Below are 20,897 nucleotides of genomic sequence, written 5' to 3'. Positions count from 1 at the left end.
ACGCGCCCGCGTCAGGCCACGAACGGCTGCACCTTGGTTCGCACGCTCTTCAGCGCCAGCCGCGCTGGCGCCAGCCCAGGCGCGGTCGCTTCCAGCACCAGCGTGCCCGCCGTGCGCGTGGTCTGCAGCAGCGCCATGCACAGTCCGTTGAACGCGCGGCGGCTGTCACCCTTGTCGTTCTCGTGGCTGGCCGGATCGCCGTTGCCCAGGCCGATCAGCCGACCCGCACCGCGTACGGCGAAGCGCACAGCGGTGTCGGCGGTGGGGACGACGCGGCCTTGCGCATCGACGATCTCGATCGCGACCACTGCGACGTCCTCGGCGTCGGCCAGCAACTCGGGGCGGTCGCTGCGCAGGCGTATCGCGGCAGCTGCGCCGACGGTCGCACGGGTCTGCACCAGCACCTGCTTGCCGTCACGATAGCCGCGCGCCTCGATGGTGCCGGGCGCGTACTTGACCCGCCATTCGACGTGGCCGTAGGCGGGCACCTGCTGCAGGCCCTGGCTGGCGCCGTTGACCAGCAGTTCGACCGCGTCCAGGTTGCTGTGGCACCAGACGTCGACCATGCCGTTGTCGCGTTCGTCCAGCAGGCCGTCCCAGTTCCAGTGCGGGAACAGGTGCAGTACCGGCTCGCGCGTCCATTGCGCGCGGTAGTACCAGTAGTTGTCCTTGGGGAAGCCGCAGCTGTCGAGGATGCCGAACTGCGAGGCCACGTTCGGCCAGCGGTTGTACGGAGTGGGCTCGCCGCGATAGTCGAAGCCGGTCCAGACGAAGCCGCCGGCGATGTACGGCCGTTGCGCGACGTAGCTCCACCAGGCTTCGGCGCTGCTCGCCCACCACGGGTAGTCGAGGTCGTAGGCGCGGGCGTAGCCGCGCGCGTCGCCGGTGCGGTAATTGCCGCGCACGCCGACGGTGCTGCCGGTTTCGCTGCCGTAGATCGGGATGCCGGGATGGCGCGCGTGGAAGGCGTCCATCTGCGGGGTGCGGTAGTTGAAGCCGACCACGTCCACCACCTGGCCGACGCCGTCGTCGAAGCCCTTGTCCATTGCGAAGGTGGTGGGGCGGGTCGGATCCAGGCGCCGCACCAGTTGTTGCATGCGCGCGACGATGCGTGCGCCGCGCGCGGTGACCATCTGCGGTTCCTCGTTGCCGAGCGACCACAGCATCACGCAGGGATGATTGCGGCCGCGCCGCACCAGCGTTTCCAGTTCCGCCAGCGCCTCGCTGTCGGAAGACATGCGCCGGGTCTCGTCGATGACCAGCAGGCCGAGGCGGTCGCACAGCTCCAGCACTTCCGGTGCGGCCGGGTTGTGCGAACTGCGGTACGCGTTGCAGCCCATCGACTTGAGCTGGCGCAGGCGCCATTCGTGCAGGCGTTCGGGGATGGCGGTGCCGACGCCGGCGTGGTCCTGGTGGTTGTTGGTGCCGTGCAGCTTGAACGGCGCGCCGTTGAGCAGCAGGCCGCGCTGCGGGTCGAACTGCAGGCTGCGCACGCCGAAGCGCGTGCGCAGCGCGTCGCAGGCGCGGCCGTCGCTGTGCAGGTGGGTGGTCAGGGTGTAGCGCTGCGGCGTGTCCGGCGACCACAGCGCGGGCGTGCCGAGATCGAGCGCCTGTTCGACGCGCTGCACCACGCCCGGCGCCACGGTGACCTGCGCGCTGGTCGCGCGCGCGACGATGCGCCCGTCCGGCGCGCGGATCACCGAGGTGACGCTGCAATTGCGCGCTTCGGCGCCGCTGTTGCCGAGTTCGGTGCTGACCAGCGCCTGCGCGGCGCCGCCTTGCCACGGGCTGCGCACGAACACGCCGTCCAGCGGCACGTGCAGCGCATCGGTCTTGCGCAGCCACACGTGGCGATAGATGCCCGCGCCCTCGTAGAACCAGCCTTCGCCCAGGGTGGCGTCCACGCGCACGGCAATGACGTTGCGCTTGCCGTAGTCGAGCACGTCGCTGAGATCGACCTCGAAGCCGCAGTAGCCGCTGGCGTTGCGGCCGACGATGTGGCCGTTGCAGAACACGATGCAGTCGCGGAACACGCCGTCGAATTCCAGGCAGATCCGCTTGCCCAGATCGTCGGCCGGAATCTCCAGTTCGCGCCGATACCAACCGATGCTGGTCTGCGGGTCGTTGCGGCCGAGCGGCTTGTAGCCGTGCGCCGCTGCGGGATCGTCGACCAGGATGCTGGCGGAGGCGGGATCCTGGCGCGGCGGCAATGCCACCGCCCAGTCGTGCGGCAGATCGATCGCGTCCCAGCGGCTGTCGTCGAAACCGGGCAGGGCCGCGTCGGCGGTGTCCTTGCCGGCCTTGGCGTAGGTGCGCTGGAACGTCCCGAAGTTGAAGTCGCGCGCCGGATCGTCGGCATGGCCGAAGTGGAAGCGCCAGCCGAAGTCGCACAGCAGGCGTTCGCGCGGTGCCGGCGCATCCTCGTCCCAGGTCAGCGCCGGACCTGCGCCGGTGGTACTCGCGGCCAGCGCCGCCGGCGCCAAGGCCGCCGCCGCGCCGGGAACGGCCACCTGGACGCCGCCGGCGACCAGCGAGCGCAGCAGGTCGCGTCGGCTCAGTTCGATCATGGTTGCGGGTCCTTTACCTGCGGCGTCGCCGCCGCGTCTGTCCTGGCCTGCGGCGCAGGCCGGTAGGCGTGGCGCATGAAGCCGATGCCAGGCAGCAGCTCGTTGCCGTGCGCGAAATCGAAGAAGCTGGCGTTCTCCCACGACGAGCCGGTGCCCCAGCGGGTCTTGCAGCTGCTGCTGGTCCAGGCCGGCTCCCAGTACACGACGCCGCTGCCGCCGTTGTCGATCACCAGCTGGGTGAGATCGACCAGGTAGTCCAGTTGCCCCTGCGGGGTGGCCGGGTAGCCGGCGATGAGCGAGTCCTCGCCCAGCAGGTTGTGCGAGGCGTCGCCGCTGGCTAGCGTCCACGGGTAGGCGGTCTCCACCACCATCACTTCGGCGGGGTAGCGGCTACGCAGGCGCTTGATGGTGGCGCCGAGCCCGGCCATCGATTCGCTGGACCACTTGCGGTAGTAGCTGATGCCGATGAAGTCGAAGTCGCGCACGCCGGCCTTGCTGGCCGCGGCGAACCACGGCTCCACGTTCTCGGGCTGGGCGATGTGCAGCATCACCTTCGGTTGGATCGCCGAACGTGCGCCGGCGTCGCGCACCGCCTGGATGCCGGCGCGCAGCAGCTTGGCGTTGCGCGCCCAGTCGATCGGCCGCCGCTTGTCCCACGGCTGGCTGTCCATCAGGTCCGAGTTGCTCTCGTTGCCGACCTGCACCAGCTCCGGCATCAGCCCCGCGCGATCGAGCGCGCTCAGCGTGTCGTAGGTGTAGCCGTACAGCGTGCGCGCCAGTTCGTCCTGGTCGGTGATCGCGGCCCAGGCCTTGGGAATCAGTTGCTTCTCGCCATCGGCCCAGTCGTCGGAGTAGTGGAAGTCCAGCAGCACCTGCATGCCCTGCGCACGCGCGCGGCGGATGGTCTTCTTGACGTCGCTGAGGTCGCTGTAGCGGGTCCAGCGCGCATCGTTCCACAGGCGCACGCGCACCAGATTGGCGCCGTGCGCATGGAACAGGACGAACGGGTCCTGCACCGCGCCGTGCTCGCGGTACTGCACGCCGCAGTCCTCCATTTCGTTGACGTAGGACAGGTCGGCGCCCAGGTACAGCGGACCGGCGCCTGCGGCGGCGGAGACTAGGGCGGCGGCGAGGGCCAGCGCGAGCGCTGGCATCCAGTGACGGCGTATGTGCGGCATGCGGTACCTGCGGCAGAAGGGCTCAGAACGTGTAGGTGGCTTCCAGCGCGAAACGGCGGCCGAACAGCTGATAGCCGCCGTCGTCCTGGTTGGCCAGGCGGTTGCGCTTGTTGTCGCTGTAGGCGCGCAACGGCTCGTTGGTCAGGTTGCCGACCTGGAACTTCAGCCCCAGGTGCTCGCTGAAGCGCCAAGCCAGGCTCAGGTCCACCGTGCCTTCGCTTTCCAGCCGCGCCAGGCGTGCGGCGTTCCAGCCGTACACCACGGTGTAGGGGCTGTGGTACTTGTAACCCACGCGCGCTTCGAACTTGCTGTTGCTGTACCACAGGTCGAAGGTGCCGGTGTTGCGCGCCAGGCCGCTGAGCGGCAGCGGATCGTCGGCCGGCGAGAACTCGTGTAGGTTGGACTCGACGTAGGAATAGTTCGAGTAGACGCCGAAGTTCTCCATGTGCGGGATGAAGAAGAACGGCGTCTGGAAGGTCAGTTCGGCGCCGTTGATGTAGCCGCCGCCGCCGTTGAACGGGCCGCTGATCAGGTAGTCGCGGCCGTCGATGGTCTCGTGCTGGGTCTTGTAGCCGATGCTCGAGTCCACCCACTTGCGGTACAGCGCAAGCGCGGCCAGCGCTTCCTTGTGGAAGTACCACTCGTAGGACAGGTCGAGCTGGGTGGCGCGGAACGGATTCAGTTGCGGGTTGCCGCCGCTGCCGGTGAGCTGGCCGACGGTGGTGTTGGGGTCGTCGAGCGCGCGACCGGTGCGCAGTTCGTCCAGCGGCGGCCGCGCGATCACCTTGGCCACCGAGAAGCGCAGGATGCGCTCGTCGTCGAGCAGGAAGTTGAGCGTGGCGCTGGGCAGCACGTCGGTATAGTCGTTGCTGGCGCTGCTGGGCTGGACCACGCCGCCGACCGTGTCGTAGCCGTCGCTGGTGGTGTCGGTGTGGACCGCGCGCACGCCCACGTTGCCGGTGACGTCGATGCCGAACCATTGCGAACTGAACACCGCCTTGGCGAAGGCTTCGCGCACGTTTTCCTTGACGTTCCAGTGGTCCAGCAGCTGTTCGGTGTTCAGGGCCGGATCGAAGCCGCCGAAGCCGAGCTCGGCGATCGCGTCCAGATCGCCGCCGGTCAGCGTCGGCACGTTGAGGTCGGGCATCTGCACCGGATGGATCAGGTCCTGGTAGGCGGAGATCGGCTGGTCGTAGCCGGACTGGAAGCTGGTGAAGTGGCGGTTCTCCTTCTCGCGCCGCGCCGCGCGCGCGCCGAACTGCAGCGCGGTGATCGGCGAATCGGCGATCGTGCGGCTGGCGCTGAGCGCCAGCGCCGCGATCCGGTCGCGCAGCGCCTGCGGCTCGGTCTGCCCGCTGATGCCCCATTCCGGCGTGTCGGAGCTGGTGCTGATGGTGGGGGTGACGCCGTGGCGGAAGTCGAAGGACACGGTGTCCGGATTGCTGCCGAAGCGCACCGCGCGCCAGTCGTTGTCGCGCTTGGCCTGCGAGAACGACAGGTCGCCGCCCAGGGTCCACACGTCGCCGCTCCACTTCGCGTTGAGGCCGCCGGCGGCGAGCGTCTTGACCTCGCTGTAGTGGCTGATGACGTGGTCCACCTGCAGGTTGGAATCGGCCAGCGTGGCGGCGACCACGTCGCCGTCGACGATGGTGTAGGACGAACCCGGCGTGGTGTAAGGGTTGCTGGCGGAAAAGATGCTGTAGCCGAGGTTGTTGAACCAGTTCTGGCGCTGGTCCTCGTCGATCTTGATTCGCGAATACAGGCCGTCGAGCTTGAGTTCGAAGTTGCCCGAGCGCCACTGCACGGTGCCCATCGCGCCGGTCCGGGTCTGTTCGGTCAGCTTGAGCTGGTCGGCCGCGCCCCACGGCGTGTAATCGACCTTGCCGTCGCCATCGACGTCGCGCGCGTTGCTGTCGTCGGTGTAGCCCCAGCTGCCGATCGAGACGCCAGCGTTCTTCTGCTTCTGGTAGGTGGCGCCGAGCGCAATGGCCAGGTTGTCGTTGAAGCGGTGGATCCAGCTGGCGCCGAGGCGGCTGCCCCATGGCGAATAGCCGTCCACGTCCTTGGCCTCGTCGTAGTAGATCGGGCCGGCGGTGCCGACGAACGTGGGGCCGGTATGGTCGAGCGGGCTGATCGTGGAGATGTCCACCGTGGCGGCGATGCCGCCGGCCACCAGGTCCGCCGACTGGGTCTTGTAGACCTTGACCGTGGAGACGATCTCAGTGGGGAACACTTCCCAGCGCACCGCGCGGTTGGGTTCGGAGGAGGCGATCTCGCGGCCGTTGACGGTGCCCATGGTCATGCGCGGACCCAGGCCGCGCACCGTGGCCAGGCTTTCGTTGCCGCGGTCGCGGGTGCCGTTGACGCCGGGCAGGCGCACCAGCGCCTCGGCCACGGTGACGTTGGGCATCTGCCCCATGTTGTCGGCGGAGATCACCTCGACCACGTGGTCGTCGAGCTGCTTGGCCTGCACCGCCTGGTCGAGGCTGGCGCGCTGGCCGATCACCATCACGTTGTCCAGGGTGACCGGTGCCTGCCCGGCATCGCCGCTCGCGGTGCCGGCCGGCGCCGCCGGATCGGCGGCGACGCTCTGCGCGTGGGCGCCGAAGCTGCTGGCCAGGGCCAGGACGATGGCCGAGCCGAGCAGCGTGCGGGCGGCCTGGTGCTGCGCGCGCCGGCAAGCCGGGCGACACTGGTGTTGAAAAGGCATCTTTGTTCCCTCCCAGGACGAAAGTTACCGAGCAAGTTGAAATGGGACCGGGCAATCCGATCCTGGCCGCGCTGGCAGGGTCGCAGGGCCTGTAGCCATGCGGACATTGCGAACGTGTGGTGCATCGCGGCCTCGCTGCGCGAGGCTTGTTGCGTTCCGGTCGCCGTCGGTGGCGGACGTGGCCCCTTGCCGCCGCTGCGATTGCCTGGAACTGGGGCGAGCATAGGAGGCGTAGCCATTCCATTCCAATGAAGCATTTTGCGTCGGCTATCTTGTTTTGGAATTGATCGCCATGTTGCAAAGCGGCATGGCGCAAGCGCTGCGGCGCTGTCGGCGGCTGCGCACGGCGCCCGCCGCGGCGGGGCAGGGCGACGCGACGCCTTCGCTGTAGCGCCTGCGCAAGACCGATGTGTGTTTGCCGACGCGGCTGCGCGCGGCGCGCCGATCGCCGCGATTGTGCCGGCGGGTGTCGGCCTCAGCCAGGTGCATCCGTGGCGTCACCGCTGTCGAGCAGGGCCGCCGCCGCCGCCCCCAGGCTGCGTTCGCGATGGCGCAACGCGTGGAACGTGCGCGCGCCCAGCGCCGTGCCGACGCGCTGCAGGCGGCCGCTCTCCAGCCACGGCGCGGCCGCCAGCTGCGAGATCGCCGCCAGGCTGTGGCCGGCGTGCACCGCCGACAGCACCGCCTCGTTCGAGGGCAGGGTCAGCGCCACGCGCAGGCGTTCTGGTGCGACCCCGGCCGCGCGCAGCGCCGCTTCGAACTCCGAACGCGTGCCCGAGCCGGCTTCGCGCATGATCCAGGTGCTGGCCTCGGCCAGCCGCGGCAGGCCCAGGCGCAGGCGTCCGGCCAGCGGATGGGCCGGCGCGGCGACCACCAGCAGGCGGTCGTGGCCGAGCGCGGACAGTTGCAACTGCGGATCGTGCACGCCGCCTTCGACGAAACCCAGTTCCGCACGTCCCTCGAGCACCGCGCGCGCCACGCTTTCGGTGTTGCCCACGCTCAGGCGGATCTGGATCTGCGGGAAGCGCGCGTGGAAGGCCATCAGCCGCGTCGGCAGCCAGTAGCTGGCCACGGTCTGGCTGGCGTGCAGGTCCAGGGTGCCGCGCAGCACGCCGCGCCATTCGCTCAGGGCCAGTTCCGCGGCACGGGTGCGCGCCAGGATCGCCTTGGCCTCCTCGAAGAACGCCGCGCCGGCGGCGGTCAGCGCGATGCCGCGCCCGACCCGGTCGAACAGCGGCACACCGTACCGGGTTTCCAGCGCCTTGATCGCGGCGCTGGCCGCCGACGGTGTGCGATGCGCGGCCTGCGCACCCAGGGTCAGGTGCTGGCGTTCGGCGACGGCGACGAACAGGGCGAGTTGTTCCAGGGTCACGGCGGGATCGTTCGATTGGGACGAACGAACTATCCGGCATTATGCGATGGAATGACAGGATGGCCGGGCGCATCCTGCGGCCACTTCGACAGGGTGGCGGCAATGTACAAGGCACGGGACAAGGGCGCGGCACTGTTGCCGGGGCTGCTGTTGGCGATCGCGGTCGCCGCGCTGGCGTCGCTGACGGAGCAGGCGCAACTGCGTTGGCTGGGCCGGCCGTGGATCGACGCGCTGGTGTTCGCGATCGCGCTCGGCACGCTGCTGCGCACCGCGTCGCATCTGCCGGCACGCGCCGACGCCGGCATCGCGTTCGCCGCCAAGCTGCCGCTGGAAGTGGCGATCGTGCTGCTCGGCGCATCGGTCAGCTTCAGTGCGGTCGGCGCGGCTGGCGGCCTGCTGCTGGGACTGATCGCCGCCACCGTGCTGCTGGCGATCGGCATCGGCTACGGCATCGGCCGCCTGCTCGGGCTGCCGGCACGGCTGGCCACGCTGGTGGCCTGCGGCAATGCGATCTGCGGCAACTCGGCGATCGTCGCCGCGGCGCCGGTGATCGACGCCGATTCGGACGAGGTGGCCGCCTCGATCGCGTTCACCGCGGCGCTGGGCATCGTGGTGGTGCTGGCCTTGCCGCTGGCGGTGCCGCTGTTCGGCCTGGATCAGCGCCACTACGGCATCCTCGCCGGCATGACCGTGTACGCGGTGCCGCAGGTGCTGGCGGCGACGCTGCCGGTCGGCGCCATCAGCGCGCAGGTCGGCGCGCTGGTCAAGCTGATGCGGGTGGTGATGCTGGGGCCGGTGATGCTGCTGCTCGGGCTGACCGCCGGCCGGCCGGGCGCCGCGCGGTTGCCGCTGCACCGCCTGCTGCCGTGGTTCGTGCTGGGCTTCGTCGGCATGCTGCTGCTGCGCTCCTCGGGCCTGTTGCCGCTGGCGCTGGCGGACGCGGCGCAGCGCGTGTCGGCGCTGCTGACCCTGGTGGCGATGGCGGCGCTGGGCCTGTCGGTGAACCTGCGCTCGGTGCTGGCCTCCGGCGGCCGCGTGCTGGCCGCGGGCACGCTGTCGCTGCTGGCGCTGGCCGGCATCAGCGCGCTGCTGGTGTGGTGGCTGCCGTGACGCGCGGGATGGCCGCAGATGCTGTGCGCATGCTGCGCGCTGTCGCATCAAGCAGGAGCGAACCGATCCCCGGAACGTGTCGCGCCGCTGCGTTCGCGTGCGGCAGCGACTCCTGGCGACGGTGCGGCTGCCGCTGGATCGATCACTTCACGCTGCGTCGCCGGTAGCGGCTCCAGCGTTGCATCCGCGCAGTGGCTCAATGGCCCAGCCGCATGCAGCCACGGTGTAATAGTCTCCGCCGCAGGGCCGATCTAAGGTGGCGCATCTTCTTCGCACGCACCGTCAGGCCAGCTCATGGGACACGACCACAGCCACGCACCGACCGAGATCCGCCACGAGAAACCGCTGTGGTGGGCGCTGGGGCTGACCGCCACGTTCCTGCTGGTGGAGATCGCCGGCGCGTTCCTGACCAACAGCCTGGCGCTGCTGTCCGACGCCGCGCACATGGCCACCGACACCCTGGCGCTGATGATCGCGCTGGTCGCGGTGCGGCTGAGCCGGCGCCCGCCCGATGCCAAGCGCACCTACGGCTACGCGCGGCTGGAGGCGCTGGGCGCGCTGTTCAATGGCGGCATGCTGTTCGTGGTCGCCGCCTACATCCTGTGGGAAGCGGTGCAGCGGTTCCGCCAGCCGCAGGACGTGGCCACGGTCGGCATGCTCGGCATCGCCGCGTTCGGCCTGCTGATCAACCTGATCTCGATGCGCCTGCTCAAGGCCGGCAGCGGCGAGAGCCTGAACATGAAGGGCGCCTACCTGGAAGTGTGGAGCGACATGCTCGGCTCGGTGGCGGTGATCGCCGGCGCGCTGGCGATCCGCCTCACCGGCTGGAAGGTGATCGATCCGATCCTGGCGGTGCTGATCGGCCTGTGGGTGCTGCCGCGCACCTGGGTGCTGCTGCGCGAGGCGATCAACGTGCTGCTGGAAGGCGTGCCCAAGGGCGTGGACATGGCCGCGGTACGCGGCTATCTGCGTGGCGTTCCCGGCGTGGAGGACGTGCACGACCTGCACGTGTGGGCGCTGGCCTCCAGCACGCCGGCGCTGACCGCGCACGTGGTGATCGCCGACGGCGCCGATGCCGACGCGTTGCGCGCAGCCCTGTGCGATGGCCTGCATGCGCGCTTCGATATCGACCACATCACCCTGCAGATGGAAGCCGGGCACTGCGGCGCAGAGCCGTGCGGCACGCCGGCGCGCGCTGCGCAGGGTGTGCGCGACGAGCATGCGGATCACGGGCACGGCCAGCACGACGACCATGGGCATCGGCACGGCCATGCGAACGGCGCGCATGGGCACTCGCATTCGTGACACGGGATCAGGCGTCTTCCGCTTCCTGTAGGAGCGGCTTCAGCCGCGACAGGATCTCTCGGTAACGCCTGTCGCGGCTGAAGCCGCTCCTACAGGGAGCGCGGAGGACGCACGGCGGACTCAGGCCACCGGCTCGCGCAGCACCGGCGAATCCCAGCCCGGGCGCGGCGCGAAGCGCTCGCCGTAGCGCGCCTGCAGGGCGCGCAGGCGCTCCAGCAGCGCGTCGGCGCCGGCCGCACGGATGTGCTGGATCGGACCGCCGCGGAACGGGGCGAAGCCGGTGCCGAAGATCACCCCGGCGTCGAGCAGGTCCGCATCGGCGACCACGCCGTCGTGCAGGCAGGCCACCGCCTCGTTGAGCAGCGGCAGGATCAGGCGGTCTTCCAGATCGGCCGGCGCCTGGTAGTCCTTGTCCACTTCCGGCTTCTTCGCGCGGCCGTTTTCCCAGGCGTACAGGCCCTGGCCATCCTTCTTGCCGCGCTTGCCCGGTTCCACCGTCTGCAGCGCGGCGGGGATCGGCAGGCCCAGGAACGGCGCCAGTTCCGCGCCGACCCCGGCGGCCACGTCCAGGCCCACGGTGTCGATCAGTTCGATCGGCCCCATCGGCATGCCGAACTTCACCGCGACCTTGTCGAGCGCCGGGCCGGGGATGCCCTCGGCATAGGCGGTGGCCGCTTCCAGCAGGTACGGGAACAGCACCCGGTTGACCAGGAAGCCGGGCGTGCCAGCCACAGGCACCGGCAGCTTGTCGATCGCCTTGCAGAACGCGGCCAGCCGCTTCTGGTTGTCCGCGGCCAGGCCGTCGTGGCAGACGATCTCCACCAGCGGCATCTGCGCCACCGGGTTGAAGTAGTGCAGGCCGGCGAACTGCGCCGGGCGCTGGATGTGCTCGCGCAGTTCGGTCAGCGGGATCGAGGAGGTGTTGGTGCTGAGCAGCGCATCGGGCTGCATCCGCGGCTCCAGCGACTGGTACAGCTCGCGCTTGGCCTGCGGATTCTCCACGATCGCCTCGATCACCAGGTCGGCCACCGGCACGCCGTCGCCGGCCAGGTCGCCCTTCAGCCGCGCCGCCACCGCCGGGCGCTTGCTGTCGTCCTTGACCCGCTTGGCGAACAGCTCGCCGGCGCGGCTCAGCGCGCCATCGATGAAGCGCTGCTCGCGATCCTGCAGCGTCACCTCGAAACCCTTGTAGGCCGACCAGGCGGCGATGTCGCCGCCCATCACCCCGGCGCCGACCACGTGCACGTGGCGGATGCCATGGTCTTTCCCGCCCAGCGCCTTGAGCCGCTCGGTGAGGAAGAAGATGCGGATCAGGTTGCGCGCGGTCGGCGTGCTCGCCAGCTTGACCACGGCCTTGCGCTCGGCGTCCAGCCGCGCCTGGATGCCGCCGCCGCCGCTGCGCTCCCAGACGCCGATCAGCGCGTACGGCGCCGGGTAGTGTTCCTTGCGCGCCTTGCGCGCGACCTGCTTGCGCATCTGCGGCGCCAGCAGCTTGCGCGCCGGCCAGGTGTTGGTGGCCCAGGCGGTGGCGCGCTGCTTGAACGGGCGCGCGCTGCCGGTCAAGGCCAGCGCGACCGCGGTATCGACCAGCACCGCCGGTGCGGCGACCTTGTCGACCAGGCCCATCGCGCGGGCCGCCGACGCCGACACGGTGCGCCCGGTCAGCATCAGGTCCATCGCCGCGGGCGCGCCGATCAGCCGCGGCAGGCGCGCGCTGCCGCCCCAGCCGGGAAAGATGCCGAGCTTGGTCTCGGGCAGGCCGATGCGGGTGGAACCGTCGCTGGAGGCGACCCGGTAGCGGCAGGCCAGCGCGATCTCGGTGCCGCCGCCCATGCAGAAGCCGTGGATCGCGGCCACGGTCGGGCAGGGCAGTTCGGCCAGTTTCTGGAAGGTGGCCTGGCCGCGGCGGATCGCGTCGTTGACGGTGCCGCGGCGATCGAATTCCTGGAATTCCTTCAGGTCCGCGCCGGCGATGAAGCCGTTGGCCTTGGCCGAGCGGATCACCACGCCCTTGGGCGGGTCGATGGCGATGCGTTCGAGCAGATCGCCCAGCTCCAGCAGCACGTCCTGCGACAGCGCGTTGACGGGCGCGTCCTGGCGGTCGAGGCTGAGCACGACGACGCCGTCGTCGCGGATATCCGCTTGCCAGTGACTGAATCGGAGCCCGTCGAAGCCTGAAAGCATGGGGAGGACCATCCGCTTATGTATGGAGAAGATCGTTATCATCCAGAGGTTGTTTCCGTTGCGTCAAATCCCAATCCACAGGGGAGTGACGCGGGTCCCGCGACCGCTGGCATGCCGCCAGCCTAACGGAATGCGGGTTAACGTCGTGGGGCGGCGGTCCGCAGGGACGCTGAACTTTTTTCCGAATTGGCGGTCAGATGGTCCGACGTAGGTTGGGCTGACAGGAGTGCGGCCCGTTATGGCCGATGTCGAAACACCTCAGGAGCTGGACCTGGAACTGGTCCGGCGTGTGCAGCGCGGCGAAAGCGCGGCGTTCGATGTGCTGGTGCGCAAGTACCAACACCGGATCGTCGGCCTGATCGGGCGCTACATCGCCGACTGGAGCGAATGTCAGGACGTGGCACAGGACACCTTCATCCGCGCCTACCGCGCGATAGGGAACTTCCGTGGCGACGCCCAGTTCTCTACATGGTTGCACCGTATCGCCGTGAACACCGCCAAGAACTACCTGGTTGCGCACAACCGCAGGCCTCCGACCGACGACGTCGACGTGCTCGATGCCGAGCAGTTCGACAGCGGCACGCGCTTGCGCGACACCGACACGCCCGAGCGCGAACTGATGCGCCAGGAGCTGGAACAGACGGTGATGAAGGCGGTGAATGCGTTGCCGGAGGAATTGCGAACCGCCATCACCCTGCGCGAGGTGGACGGGATGAGTTACGAGGACATCGCGCAGAAGATGGGTTGCCCGATCGGCACGGTGCGCTCGCGCATCTTCCGTGCGCGGGACGCCATCGACGCCGAACTCCGTCCCCTGCTGGATACCGACAGCGCCACTCGTGAGCGACACCGCGTATGACCGATAGCACGCCCATTTCCCAGCCCGAGCCGACGCCCGGCGCCACGCCGCCGGACAAGTTCGAACTGCACTACCGGCAGCAGCTGTCGGCGTTGATCGACGGCGAGCTGCCGGCCGACGAGGCGCGCTTCGTGGTGCGCCGGCTGCAGCACGACGAGGAGCTCGCCGGTTGCCACGAACGCTGGCAGCTGTGCGGCGACATCCTGCGCGGCCGCGTGTGCATGCCGGCGCCCGCCGATTTCGGCGAGCGCGTGCGCCAGGCGGTGGCGGCCGAGGCGCAGCGCGCCGAGGTGGCGCGCGCCAGCGATGCCGCCGGCAGCCGCCGCACCTGGCGCTGGGGCGGCAGCGCGGCGCTGGCGGCCTCGGTCGCCGCGATCGCCTTGTTCATGACCCGCGAGCGCCTGCCCGATGCGGCGCCGGCAGCGGCACCCGTGCAGGTCGCCAGCTCGAGCGCTCCTGCCGCCGCGCCTGCGGTTCCGGCGGCCGTGCCGCAGGTGCCGGCACCGGCACCGGCAGATCCGCAGGGCGACCTCGGCGCGGCGGTCGCCGCGGCGCCGGCAGTGGCCATCGCCGCGCACCGGCGCCAGGACGCCGCCACCCGCCGCGGCGCGACCCGAACCCAGCAGGCTGCGCGCAGCAGCGCGGCGCGGGCCGCCGAGCCGGTACGCGCGATCGCCGCCGCGGCCCCGTCGCGGCCAGCGGCGACCGCGCTGCCGCTGCCGGCCACGGCGACCGGCCAGGCGCTCGCGCAGCAACATGCCGGCGATCCGTTCGCGCACCAGCCCGCACCGCTGCAGGCGCGGCCATGGCCGCGCTCGGCACTGGCGCCGGCCGCGTCCAGCGGCGAGTTCACCGCCAGTTTCCCGCGCCAGGGCGCGTCGGCGGCGTTCTATCCGTTCGAGCCGCGGCTGCCGGCCGACGCGGCACCCGCGCCGTTGCCGCAGCAGCCTTGAACCCAGGCGTCGGTCGAAGCGCGTGCTTCGCTCCGGCGCGCGGTGCCCGCGGCACCGCCGTTGTTTTCCATCCCTTTCCCGAACCGGAGGCTCGCGTCCGATGACTCACCGTATCCGCAACCATCTGCTGGGCGTGTTGGCCCTGACCCTGCCGCTGGCCGCCTGCGCGCAGCAGCCCGAGTCGGCCGCGCCCGCCGCCGCCGCGCCGGCCGCGCGCGCGGCGCCTGCGCCGCAGCTGGTCGCCGGCTTGCCCGATTTCACCAACCTGGTCGAACAGGTCGGCCCCGGCGTGGTCAACGTCGAGACCACGATCAGCCGCAAGGCCGCGGCCACGCGCGCCGGCGCCGGCGCCGGCGGCATGCCCGACGATGCGCAGATCCCGGAATTCTTCCGCCGCTTCTTCGGGCCGGACGGGATCCCGGGGCAACCGGGCATGCCCGGCAGGCCGGGCCAGCAGGGACCGGACGAAGACGACGCGACCCCCGGCGGTCGCTCGATGGGCTCGGGCTTCATCATCTCGCCCGACGGCTACGTGCTGACCAACCACCATGTGGTCGATGGCGCCAGCGAGGTCAAGGTCAAGCTGACCGACCGCCGCGAGTTCACCGCCAAGGTGGTCGGCAGCGACCAGCAGTACGACGTGGCGCTGCTGAAGATCGACGGCAAGAACCTGCCGACGGTGCGCGTGGGCGATTCCAACATGCTCAAGCCCGGCCAGTGGGTGGTGGCGATCGGTTCGCCGTTCGGCCTGGACCACTCGGTCACCGCCGGCATCGTCAGCGCCACCGGGCGCAGCAACCCGTACGCCGACCAGCGCTACGTGCCTTTCATCCAGACCGACGTGGCGATCAACCAGGGCAATTCCGGCGGCCCGCTGCTCAATACCCGCGGCGAAGTGGTCGGCATCAACTCGCAGATCTTCTCCGCCTCCGGCGGCTACATGGGCATCAGCTTCGCGATCCCGATCGACCTGGCGATGAGCGCGGTCGAGCAGATCAAGAAGACCGGCAAGGTCAGCCGCGGCATGCTCGGGGTGACCATGCAGCCGAACATCAGCGATGTGGAGGCCAAGGGCCTGGGCCTGAGCGACACGCGCGGCGCGCTGGTCAACGGCGTGCAGCCGGGCAGCGGCGCGGCCAAGGCCGGGATCGAGCCGGGCGACTTCATCGTTGCCTTCAACGGCCAGAAGATCAATACGCGCGAAGACCTGCCGCCGCTGGTGGGCATGCTGCCGCCGGGCAGCAAGGCGCGGGTCACCGTGATCCGCGACGGCAAGCCGCGCGACATCAGCGTGACCCTGAGCGAGCTCAGCGACGACGGCATGGCCATGGGCCAGCAGCAGCCGGGCCGCGGTGACGCGGCGCCGGCGCCGCAGGCCGCGGAGAGCAGCGCGCTGGGCATCAGCGTGGAGGAGATCCCGGCGCCGGTGCGGCAGAAGCTCGGGCTGCGCGCCGACGAAGGCGTGCAGGTGGCGCAGGTGAGCCGCGCGGTGGCGAGCAAGTCGCAGCTGCGTCCGGGCATGATCGTGCTGCAGGTCGGGCGCACGCCGGTGTCCAATGCGGCGCAGTTCCGCAAGCTCACCGCCGGCGCGAAGAAGGGCGACGTGGTGATGCTGCTGGTGCGCGCGCCGGGCAGCCCAGCCAGCCAGTTCATCGCGATCAGCGTCGACTGAGCGGCCGATCGCGGCACCGCCAATGGCGCCCAGCGAACCCCGGTTCGCTGGGCGCCATTGATTTCATTGGGGTTTGTTTCCCGAAACGCTGCCCGCGCAGCCGTTGGCCCACGCCTGCCGCAGCCGGGGCGCCTGGCTCCCTCCGGCCATGCGATAATGGCCCGTTATCCTGACGACGGTCCTGGCCGCCGCCCACCTCATGTCCTCTGATTCGATGCGGAACATCCGCAATTTCTCCATCATCGCCCACGTCGACCACGGCAAATCGACCCTGGCCGATCGCATCATCCAGCTCTGTGGCGGCCTGCAGGCGCGCGAGATGGAAGCGCAGGTGCTCGACTCCAACCCGATCGAGCGCGAACGCGGCATCACCATCAAGGCCCAGTCCGTGTCCTTGCCGTATACGGCCAAGGACGGGCAGGTCTACCACCTGAACTTCATCGACACCCCCGGCCACGTCGACTTCTCCTATGAAGTCAGCCGCTCGCTGGCCGCCTGCGAGGGCGCGCTGCTGGTGGTGGACGCTGCGCAGGGCGTGGAAGCGCAGTCGGTGGCCAACTGCTACACCGCGGTGGAGCAGGGCCTGGAAGTGGTGCCGGTGCTCAACAAGATCGACCTGCCCACCGCCGACATCGCCCGCGCCAAGGCCGAGATCGAGGCGGTGATCGGCATCGACGCCGAGGACGCGGTGGCGGTCAGCGCCAAGACCGGGTTCAACGTGGACCTGGTGCTGGAAGCGATCGTGCATCGCATCCCGCCGCCCAAGCCGCGCGATACCGACAAGCTGCAGGCGCTGATCATCGACTCGTGGTTCGACAACTACCTGGGCGTGGTCTCGCTGGTGCGGGTGATGCAGGGCGAGATCAAGCCGGGCAGCAAGATCCTGGTGATGTCCACCGGCCGCACCCACCTGGTCGACAAGGTCGGCGTGTTCACCCCCAAGCGCAAGGAACTGCCCGCGCTGGGCGCCGGCGAAGTGGGCTGGATCAACGCCTCGATCAAGGACGTGCACGGCGCGCCGGTCGGCGACACCCTGACCCTGGCCGCCGACCCGGCGCCGCATGCGCTGCCCGGTTTCCAGGAAATGCAGCCGCGCGTGTTCGCCGGCCTGTTCCCGGTCGATGCCGAGGACTACCCGGACCTGCGCGAGGCGCTGGACAAGCTGCGCCTCAACGACGCGGCGCTGCGCTTCGAGCCGGAAAGCTCCGAGGCGATGGGCTTCGGCTTCCGCTGCGGCTTCCTCGGCATGCTGCACATGGAAATCGTGCAGGAACGGCTGGAGCGCGAGTACGACCTCAACCTGATCTCGACCGCGCCGACCGTGGTCTACGAGGTGCTCAAGACCGACGGCAGCGTGATCCCGATGGACAACCCGTCCAAGCTGCCGCCGCTGAACAACGTGGAGGAGATCCGCGAGCCGATCATCCGCGCCAACATCCTGACCCCGCCGGACTACGTCGGCAACATCATCACCCTGTGCGAGGAAAAGCGCGGCAGCCAGATCGGCATCAACTACCTGGGCAGCCAGGTGCAGATCAGCTACGAACTGCCGATGGCCGAGGTGGTGCTGGATTTCTTCGACAAGCTCAAGTCGGTGTCGCGCGGCTACGCCTCGCTGGACTACCACTTCCTGCGTTTCGACGCCGGCCCGTTCGTGCGCGTGGACACGCTGATCAACGGCGACAAGGTCGATGCGCTGTCGATCATCGTGCACCGCAGCCATGCCGACCGGCGCGGCCGCGAGCTGTGCGAAAAGATGAAGGACCTGATCCCGCGGCAGATGTTCGACGTGGCGATCCAGGCCGCGGTCGGCTCGCAGATCATCTCGCGCAGCACGGTCAAGGCGATGCGCAAGAACGTGCTGGCCAAATGTTATGGTGGCGACGTGTCGCGCAAGAAGAAACTTCTGGAAAAACAGAAGGAAGGCAAGAAGCGCATGAAGCAGGTCGGCCGCGTGGAGATCCCGCAGGAAGCCTTCCTGGCTGTGCTGCAGATGGATAAGTAGCCGGGATTCGGGATTGGGGATTGGCAAGCGCGCAAGCCTGTCCGATGTCCCGCTCTGCCGAATCTCCTCATCCCCAATCCCGAATCCCGTTCCGAAGGAACACGAATGAAATGGTTTGAAATCGCGCTGGTGGTCCTGACCTTCGCCACCGGCATCGTCTGGTTGCTGGACAAGCTGTTCTTCGCCAAGCGCCGCGCCGCGCGCGCCGGCCTGCTGGATACCGAGCCGGTGCTGGTCGATTATTCGCGGGCGTTCTTTCCGGTGCTGGCGGTGGTGCTGATCCTGCGCAGCTTCATCGCCGAGCCGTACAAGATTCCGTCCAGCTCGATGATGCCGAACCTGCTGGTCGGCGATTTCATCCTGGTCAACAAGTTCGCCTACGGCTTCCGCCTGCCGATCACCAACCAGAAGGTGATCCCGACCAGCGAGCCCAAGCGCGGCGACGTGGTGGTGTTCAAGCCGCCGCACAAGCCGGACGAGAACTGGATCAAGCGCGTCATCGGCCTGCCCGGCGACCGCATCGGCTTCCACGGCGATACCCTGTACATCAACGGCACGCCGATGAAGTACCAGGTGCGCGGCGAGTACGTCGGCAAGGGCAAGGGTGCGGAGATGACCGGGTCCACGCTGCTCACCGAATACCTGCCGGGCCGCACCCACACCGAACTGGAGTGGCTGGACCGCAACAATCCGGCCGGCCAGGGCGATTGGGTGGTGCCGCCGGGCCAGTATTTCGTGATGGGCGACAATCGGGATAATAGCGAGGACAGCCGCTTCTGGACCCAGACCCACTTCCTGCCCGAAGAGAACCTGCGCGGCAAGGCGTTCCTGGTCTGGCTCAATTGCGAAGGCTGGTTCTGCAGCGGCAGTTTCGATCCCTCGCGGATCGGGACCGGCATCCAGTGATTTCTGGCGTAAGGGGAAGCGCGATGAAGCACAAGCAAAGTGGCATGACGTTGACGTCGTTCGTGATCGTGCTGGCGGTGGTCGGTTTCTTCGCCTACATCGGCATGAAGCTGTTCCCGATGTACATGGAGTACTACGCGGTGCGCTCGGCAATGAAGGGACTTGCAGCTGAAGCGGGCAGTGCTGACATGGATCCTTCAAAAATCAAGGATTCTTTATTTCGGCGCTTAGACGTTAGTTACTCAGACAATGTGAAGCCGGAGGATGTCACTCTTGACCGCGTCGATAACGGTTGGAGGATGCGTGTCGCCTATGAAGTGCGCCGTCCAATTGTGGCCAACTTGGATATTGTTGGAAAATTTGATAACACCCAGGACCTGACGACGCGCGGTGGCGAGTAAAACGATCCTGCGCGGCGACCGCATCGGTCACCGCTTCGCCGACCCGCAGCTGCTGGCGCAGGCGCTGACGCATCGCAGCGCCGGCGCGCCGCACAACGAGCGGCTGGAATTCCTCGGCGACAGCATCGTCAACCAGCTGATCGCCGAGGCGCTGTACCGGCGCTGGCCCAAGGCCGACGAAGGCGCGCTGACCCGCGCCCGCGCCGAACTGGTGCGCGAGGCGTCGCTGGCCACCATCGGCCGCCAGCTGGAACTGGGCGAGCGGCTGACCCTGGGGCCGGGCGAGATGAAGTCAGGCGGGCATCGCCGCGATTCGATCCTGGCCGACGCGGTCGAGGCGGTGGTCGCGGCGATCTACCTGGACGCCGGATTCGAGGCCTGCCGTGCGGTGATCCTGCCCTGGTTCGAGACGGCGCTGGCCGCACTGCCGGTCGGCAAGCCGGAGAAGGATGCCAAGACCCGCCTGCAGGAATGGCTGCAGGCCCGGCAGCGGGCCCTGCCGGCGTACGAGCTGATCAGCGAAACCGGCGACGAACACGCCAAGCTATTCCGGGTACGCTGCGTACTCGCCGAGCCTGCCCTCACCACCGAGGGCGAGGGCACCTCGCGACGGCTGGCCGAACAACAGGCCGCCGCCGCCGCCATCGAGCAACTGGATTCCAGCAAGTGAACGAGCAAGCGTCCCCTTACCGCAGCGGCAGCGTGGCCGTGATCGGCCGCCCCAACGTGGGCAAGTCCACCCTGACCAACGCCCTGGTGGGCGCCAAGGTCAGCATCGTCTCCAACCGCCCGCAGACCACCCGGCACCGCTTGCTGGGCATCGCCAGCTTCCCGGAAGGGCAGTTGGTGCTGGTCGACACCCCCGGCCTGCACCGCGAGCAGAAGCGCGCGATGAACCGGGTCATGAACCGCGCCGCGCGCGGCTCGCTGGAAGGCGTGGACGCCGGCTTGCTGGTGATCGAGGCCGGGCGCTGGGACGACGAGGACACGCTGGCGTTCAACGTGCTCAGCGATTCCGGCATCCCGGTGGTGCTGGTGGTGAACAAGGTCGACCGGCTCAAGGACAAGACCGCGCTGCTGCCGTTCCTGCAGCAGGTCAGCGACGGCCGCAGCTTCGCCGCGGTGCATCCGATCTCCGCGCTCAAGCGCAAGGGCCTGGAAGCGTTGGTGCGCGACCTGCTGGCGCTGGTGCCGGAAGCGCCGGCGATGTTCGGCGAGGACGAGATCACCGACCGCAGCCAGCGCTTCCTGGCCGGCGAACTGGTGCGTGAGCAGCTGATGCGCCAGCTCGGCGAAGAGCTGCCGTACGCGACCACGGTGGAGATCGAGCGCTTCGCCGAGGACGGCGCGCTGCTGCGCATCGGCGCGGTGATCTGGGTCGAGCGCGAGGGCCAGAAGGCGATCGTGATCGGCAAGGGCGGCACCCGCCTGAAGGACATCGGCGCCAAGGCCCGGCAGCAGATGGAGCGCCTGTTCGGCGCCAAGGTGTTCCTGGAGACCTGGGTGCGCGTGCGCGAGGGCTGGTCGGACGACGAGGCCGCGTTGAAGGCGTTCGGGTACGGGGAGTAAGGCCGGGACTCCGGACTCGGGACTCGGGATTTTCGCAAGTGCACCGCATTTCCGCTTTTCTGTAGGAGGGGCTTCAGCCCCGACGCCTTACCGGTAACGCGTCGGG

15 protein-coding genes are annotated in these 20,897 nt (G+C 69.1%); 10 read left to right on the top strand and 5 right to left on the bottom strand.

The window, feature by feature from the left end; translation table 11 throughout:
- Positions 1-11: 11 nt before the first annotated feature.
- From galA to H9658_RS07060, 4 genes are all read right to left on the bottom strand, one after another.
- Positions 12-2,567 (bottom strand): beta-galactosidase GalA, encoded by a 2,556-nt coding sequence (galA, locus tag H9658_RS07075; RefSeq protein WP_191824864.1) that lies wholly within the window; start codon positions 2,565-2,567, stop codon positions 12-14.
- Entirely contained in the window at positions 2,564-3,745 is a 1,182-nt protein-coding gene (locus H9658_RS07070) for a glycoside hydrolase family 53 protein (protein WP_191824863.1), read from the bottom strand. Before H9658_RS07070 ends, galA begins: the two co-directional genes overlap by 4 nt.
- 22 nt (positions 3,746-3,767) lie before the next feature.
- Positions 3,768-6,455 (bottom strand): TonB-dependent receptor, encoded by a 2,688-nt coding sequence (locus tag H9658_RS07065; RefSeq protein WP_191824862.1) that lies wholly within the window; start codon positions 6,453-6,455, stop codon positions 3,768-3,770.
- A gap of 475 nt (positions 6,456-6,930) precedes the next feature.
- Entirely contained in the window at positions 6,931-7,827 is an 897-nt protein-coding gene (locus tag H9658_RS07060) for a LysR family transcriptional regulator (RefSeq protein WP_191824861.1), read from the bottom strand.
- Between the two features lie 102 nt (positions 7,828-7,929).
- Here H9658_RS07060 and H9658_RS07055 point away from each other — a divergent pair, with 102 nt between their 5' ends.
- Both H9658_RS07055 and H9658_RS07050 read left to right on the top strand, forming a co-directional pair.
- Positions 7,930-8,937 (top strand): YeiH family protein, encoded by a 1,008-nt coding sequence (locus H9658_RS07055; protein WP_179563677.1) that lies wholly within the window; start codon positions 7,930-7,932, stop codon positions 8,935-8,937.
- 294 nt (positions 8,938-9,231) lie between these two features.
- Positions 9,232-10,242: a cation diffusion facilitator family transporter gene (locus H9658_RS07050; RefSeq protein ID WP_191824860.1), complete on the top strand. Its 1,011-nt coding sequence runs from the start codon at positions 9,232-9,234 to the stop codon at positions 10,240-10,242.
- Positions 10,243-10,362: 120 nt separating this feature from the next.
- On the opposite strand, the gene H9658_RS07045 is transcribed toward H9658_RS07050, so the two are convergent.
- Positions 10,363-12,426 carry a 3-hydroxyacyl-CoA dehydrogenase NAD-binding domain-containing protein gene (locus tag H9658_RS07045; RefSeq protein ID WP_191824859.1) on the bottom strand — a complete coding sequence of 688 codons (2,064 nt, stop codon included), beginning with the start codon at positions 12,424-12,426 and terminating at the stop codon, positions 10,363-10,365.
- A 238-nt stretch (positions 12,427-12,664) separates the two neighbouring features.
- On the opposite strand from H9658_RS07045, the gene rpoE reads away from it, so the two are divergent.
- From rpoE to era, 8 genes are all read left to right on the top strand, one after another.
- Complete coding sequence (gene rpoE, locus H9658_RS07040; RefSeq protein WP_053835168.1) at positions 12,665-13,285, top strand: RNA polymerase sigma factor RpoE; 621 nt, start codon at positions 12,665-12,667, stop codon at positions 13,283-13,285.
- Positions 13,282-14,238 (top strand): sigma-E factor negative regulatory protein, encoded by a 957-nt coding sequence (locus H9658_RS07035; protein WP_191824858.1) that lies wholly within the window; start codon positions 13,282-13,284, stop codon positions 14,236-14,238. The genes rpoE and H9658_RS07035 overlap by 4 nt, the downstream gene beginning before the upstream one ends.
- Positions 14,239-14,338: 100 nt before the next feature.
- On the top strand, positions 14,339-15,910 hold the full coding sequence (locus tag H9658_RS07030; RefSeq protein WP_191824857.1) for a DegQ family serine endoprotease: 1,572 nt from the start codon (positions 14,339-14,341) through the stop codon (positions 15,908-15,910).
- Positions 15,911-16,124: 214 nt separating this feature from the next.
- The gene (gene lepA / locus H9658_RS07025; RefSeq protein WP_179565498.1) at positions 16,125-17,915 is read left to right on the top strand and encodes a translation elongation factor 4; all 1,791 of its coding nucleotides are present in this window, start codon (positions 16,125-16,127) and stop codon (positions 17,913-17,915) included.
- Between the two features lie 105 nt (positions 17,916-18,020).
- Entirely contained in the window at positions 18,021-18,821 is an 801-nt protein-coding gene (gene lepB / locus H9658_RS07020; RefSeq protein WP_009583229.1) for a signal peptidase I, read from the top strand.
- A gap of 23 nt (positions 18,822-18,844) precedes the next feature.
- Positions 18,845-19,222, top strand: coding sequence for a DUF4845 domain-containing protein (locus tag H9658_RS07015; RefSeq protein WP_191824856.1), 378 nt, complete (start codon positions 18,845-18,847; stop codon positions 19,220-19,222).
- A complete protein-coding gene (gene rnc / locus H9658_RS07010) occupies positions 19,212-19,892 on the top strand; it encodes a ribonuclease III (RefSeq protein ID WP_179563683.1) in 681 nt (226 codons plus the stop codon). The genes H9658_RS07015 and rnc overlap by 11 nt, the downstream gene beginning before the upstream one ends.
- The gene (gene era, locus H9658_RS07005; RefSeq protein WP_179563684.1) at positions 19,889-20,791 is read left to right on the top strand and encodes a GTPase Era; all 903 of its coding nucleotides are present in this window, start codon (positions 19,889-19,891) and stop codon (positions 20,789-20,791) included. Before rnc ends, era begins: the two co-directional genes overlap by 4 nt.
- Positions 20,792-20,897 lie beyond the last annotated feature (106 nt).

The organism is Xanthomonas bonasiae, assembly GCF_014836395.1.
In the GTDB taxonomy this organism is placed as follows: Bacteria; Pseudomonadota; Gammaproteobacteria; order Xanthomonadales; family Xanthomonadaceae; genus Xanthomonas_A; species Xanthomonas_A bonasiae.
This window is presented reverse-complemented; position numbering and strand designations above follow the sequence as displayed.

Coding starts and splice junctions, on each gene's coding strand:
- H9658_RS07070 (WP_191824863.1), bottom strand. CDS start 3,745: ATGCCGCACATACGCCGTCACTGGATGCCAGCGCTCGCGCTGGCCCTC.
- H9658_RS07015 (WP_191824856.1), top strand. CDS start 18,845: ATGAAGCACAAGCAAAGTGGCATGACGTTGACGTCGTTCGTGATCGTG.
- H9658_RS07030 (WP_191824857.1), top strand. CDS start 14,339: ATGACTCACCGTATCCGCAACCATCTGCTGGGCGTGTTGGCCCTGACC.
- galA (WP_191824864.1), bottom strand. CDS start 2,567: ATGATCGAACTGAGCCGACGCGACCTGCTGCGCTCGCTGGTCGCCGGC.
- H9658_RS07045 (WP_191824859.1), bottom strand. CDS start 12,426: ATGCTTTCAGGCTTCGACGGGCTCCGATTCAGTCACTGGCAAGCGGAT.
- lepA (WP_179565498.1), top strand. CDS start 16,125: ATGCGGAACATCCGCAATTTCTCCATCATCGCCCACGTCGACCACGGC.
- H9658_RS07035 (WP_191824858.1), top strand. CDS start 13,282: ATGACCGATAGCACGCCCATTTCCCAGCCCGAGCCGACGCCCGGCGCC.
- H9658_RS07055 (WP_179563677.1), top strand. CDS start 7,930: ATGTACAAGGCACGGGACAAGGGCGCGGCACTGTTGCCGGGGCTGCTG.
- rpoE (WP_053835168.1), top strand. CDS start 12,665: ATGGCCGATGTCGAAACACCTCAGGAGCTGGACCTGGAACTGGTCCGG.
- H9658_RS07050 (WP_191824860.1), top strand. CDS start 9,232: ATGGGACACGACCACAGCCACGCACCGACCGAGATCCGCCACGAGAAA.
- lepB (WP_009583229.1), top strand. CDS start 18,021: ATGAAATGGTTTGAAATCGCGCTGGTGGTCCTGACCTTCGCCACCGGC.
- H9658_RS07065 (WP_191824862.1), bottom strand. CDS start 6,455: ATGCCTTTTCAACACCAGTGTCGCCCGGCTTGCCGGCGCGCGCAGCAC.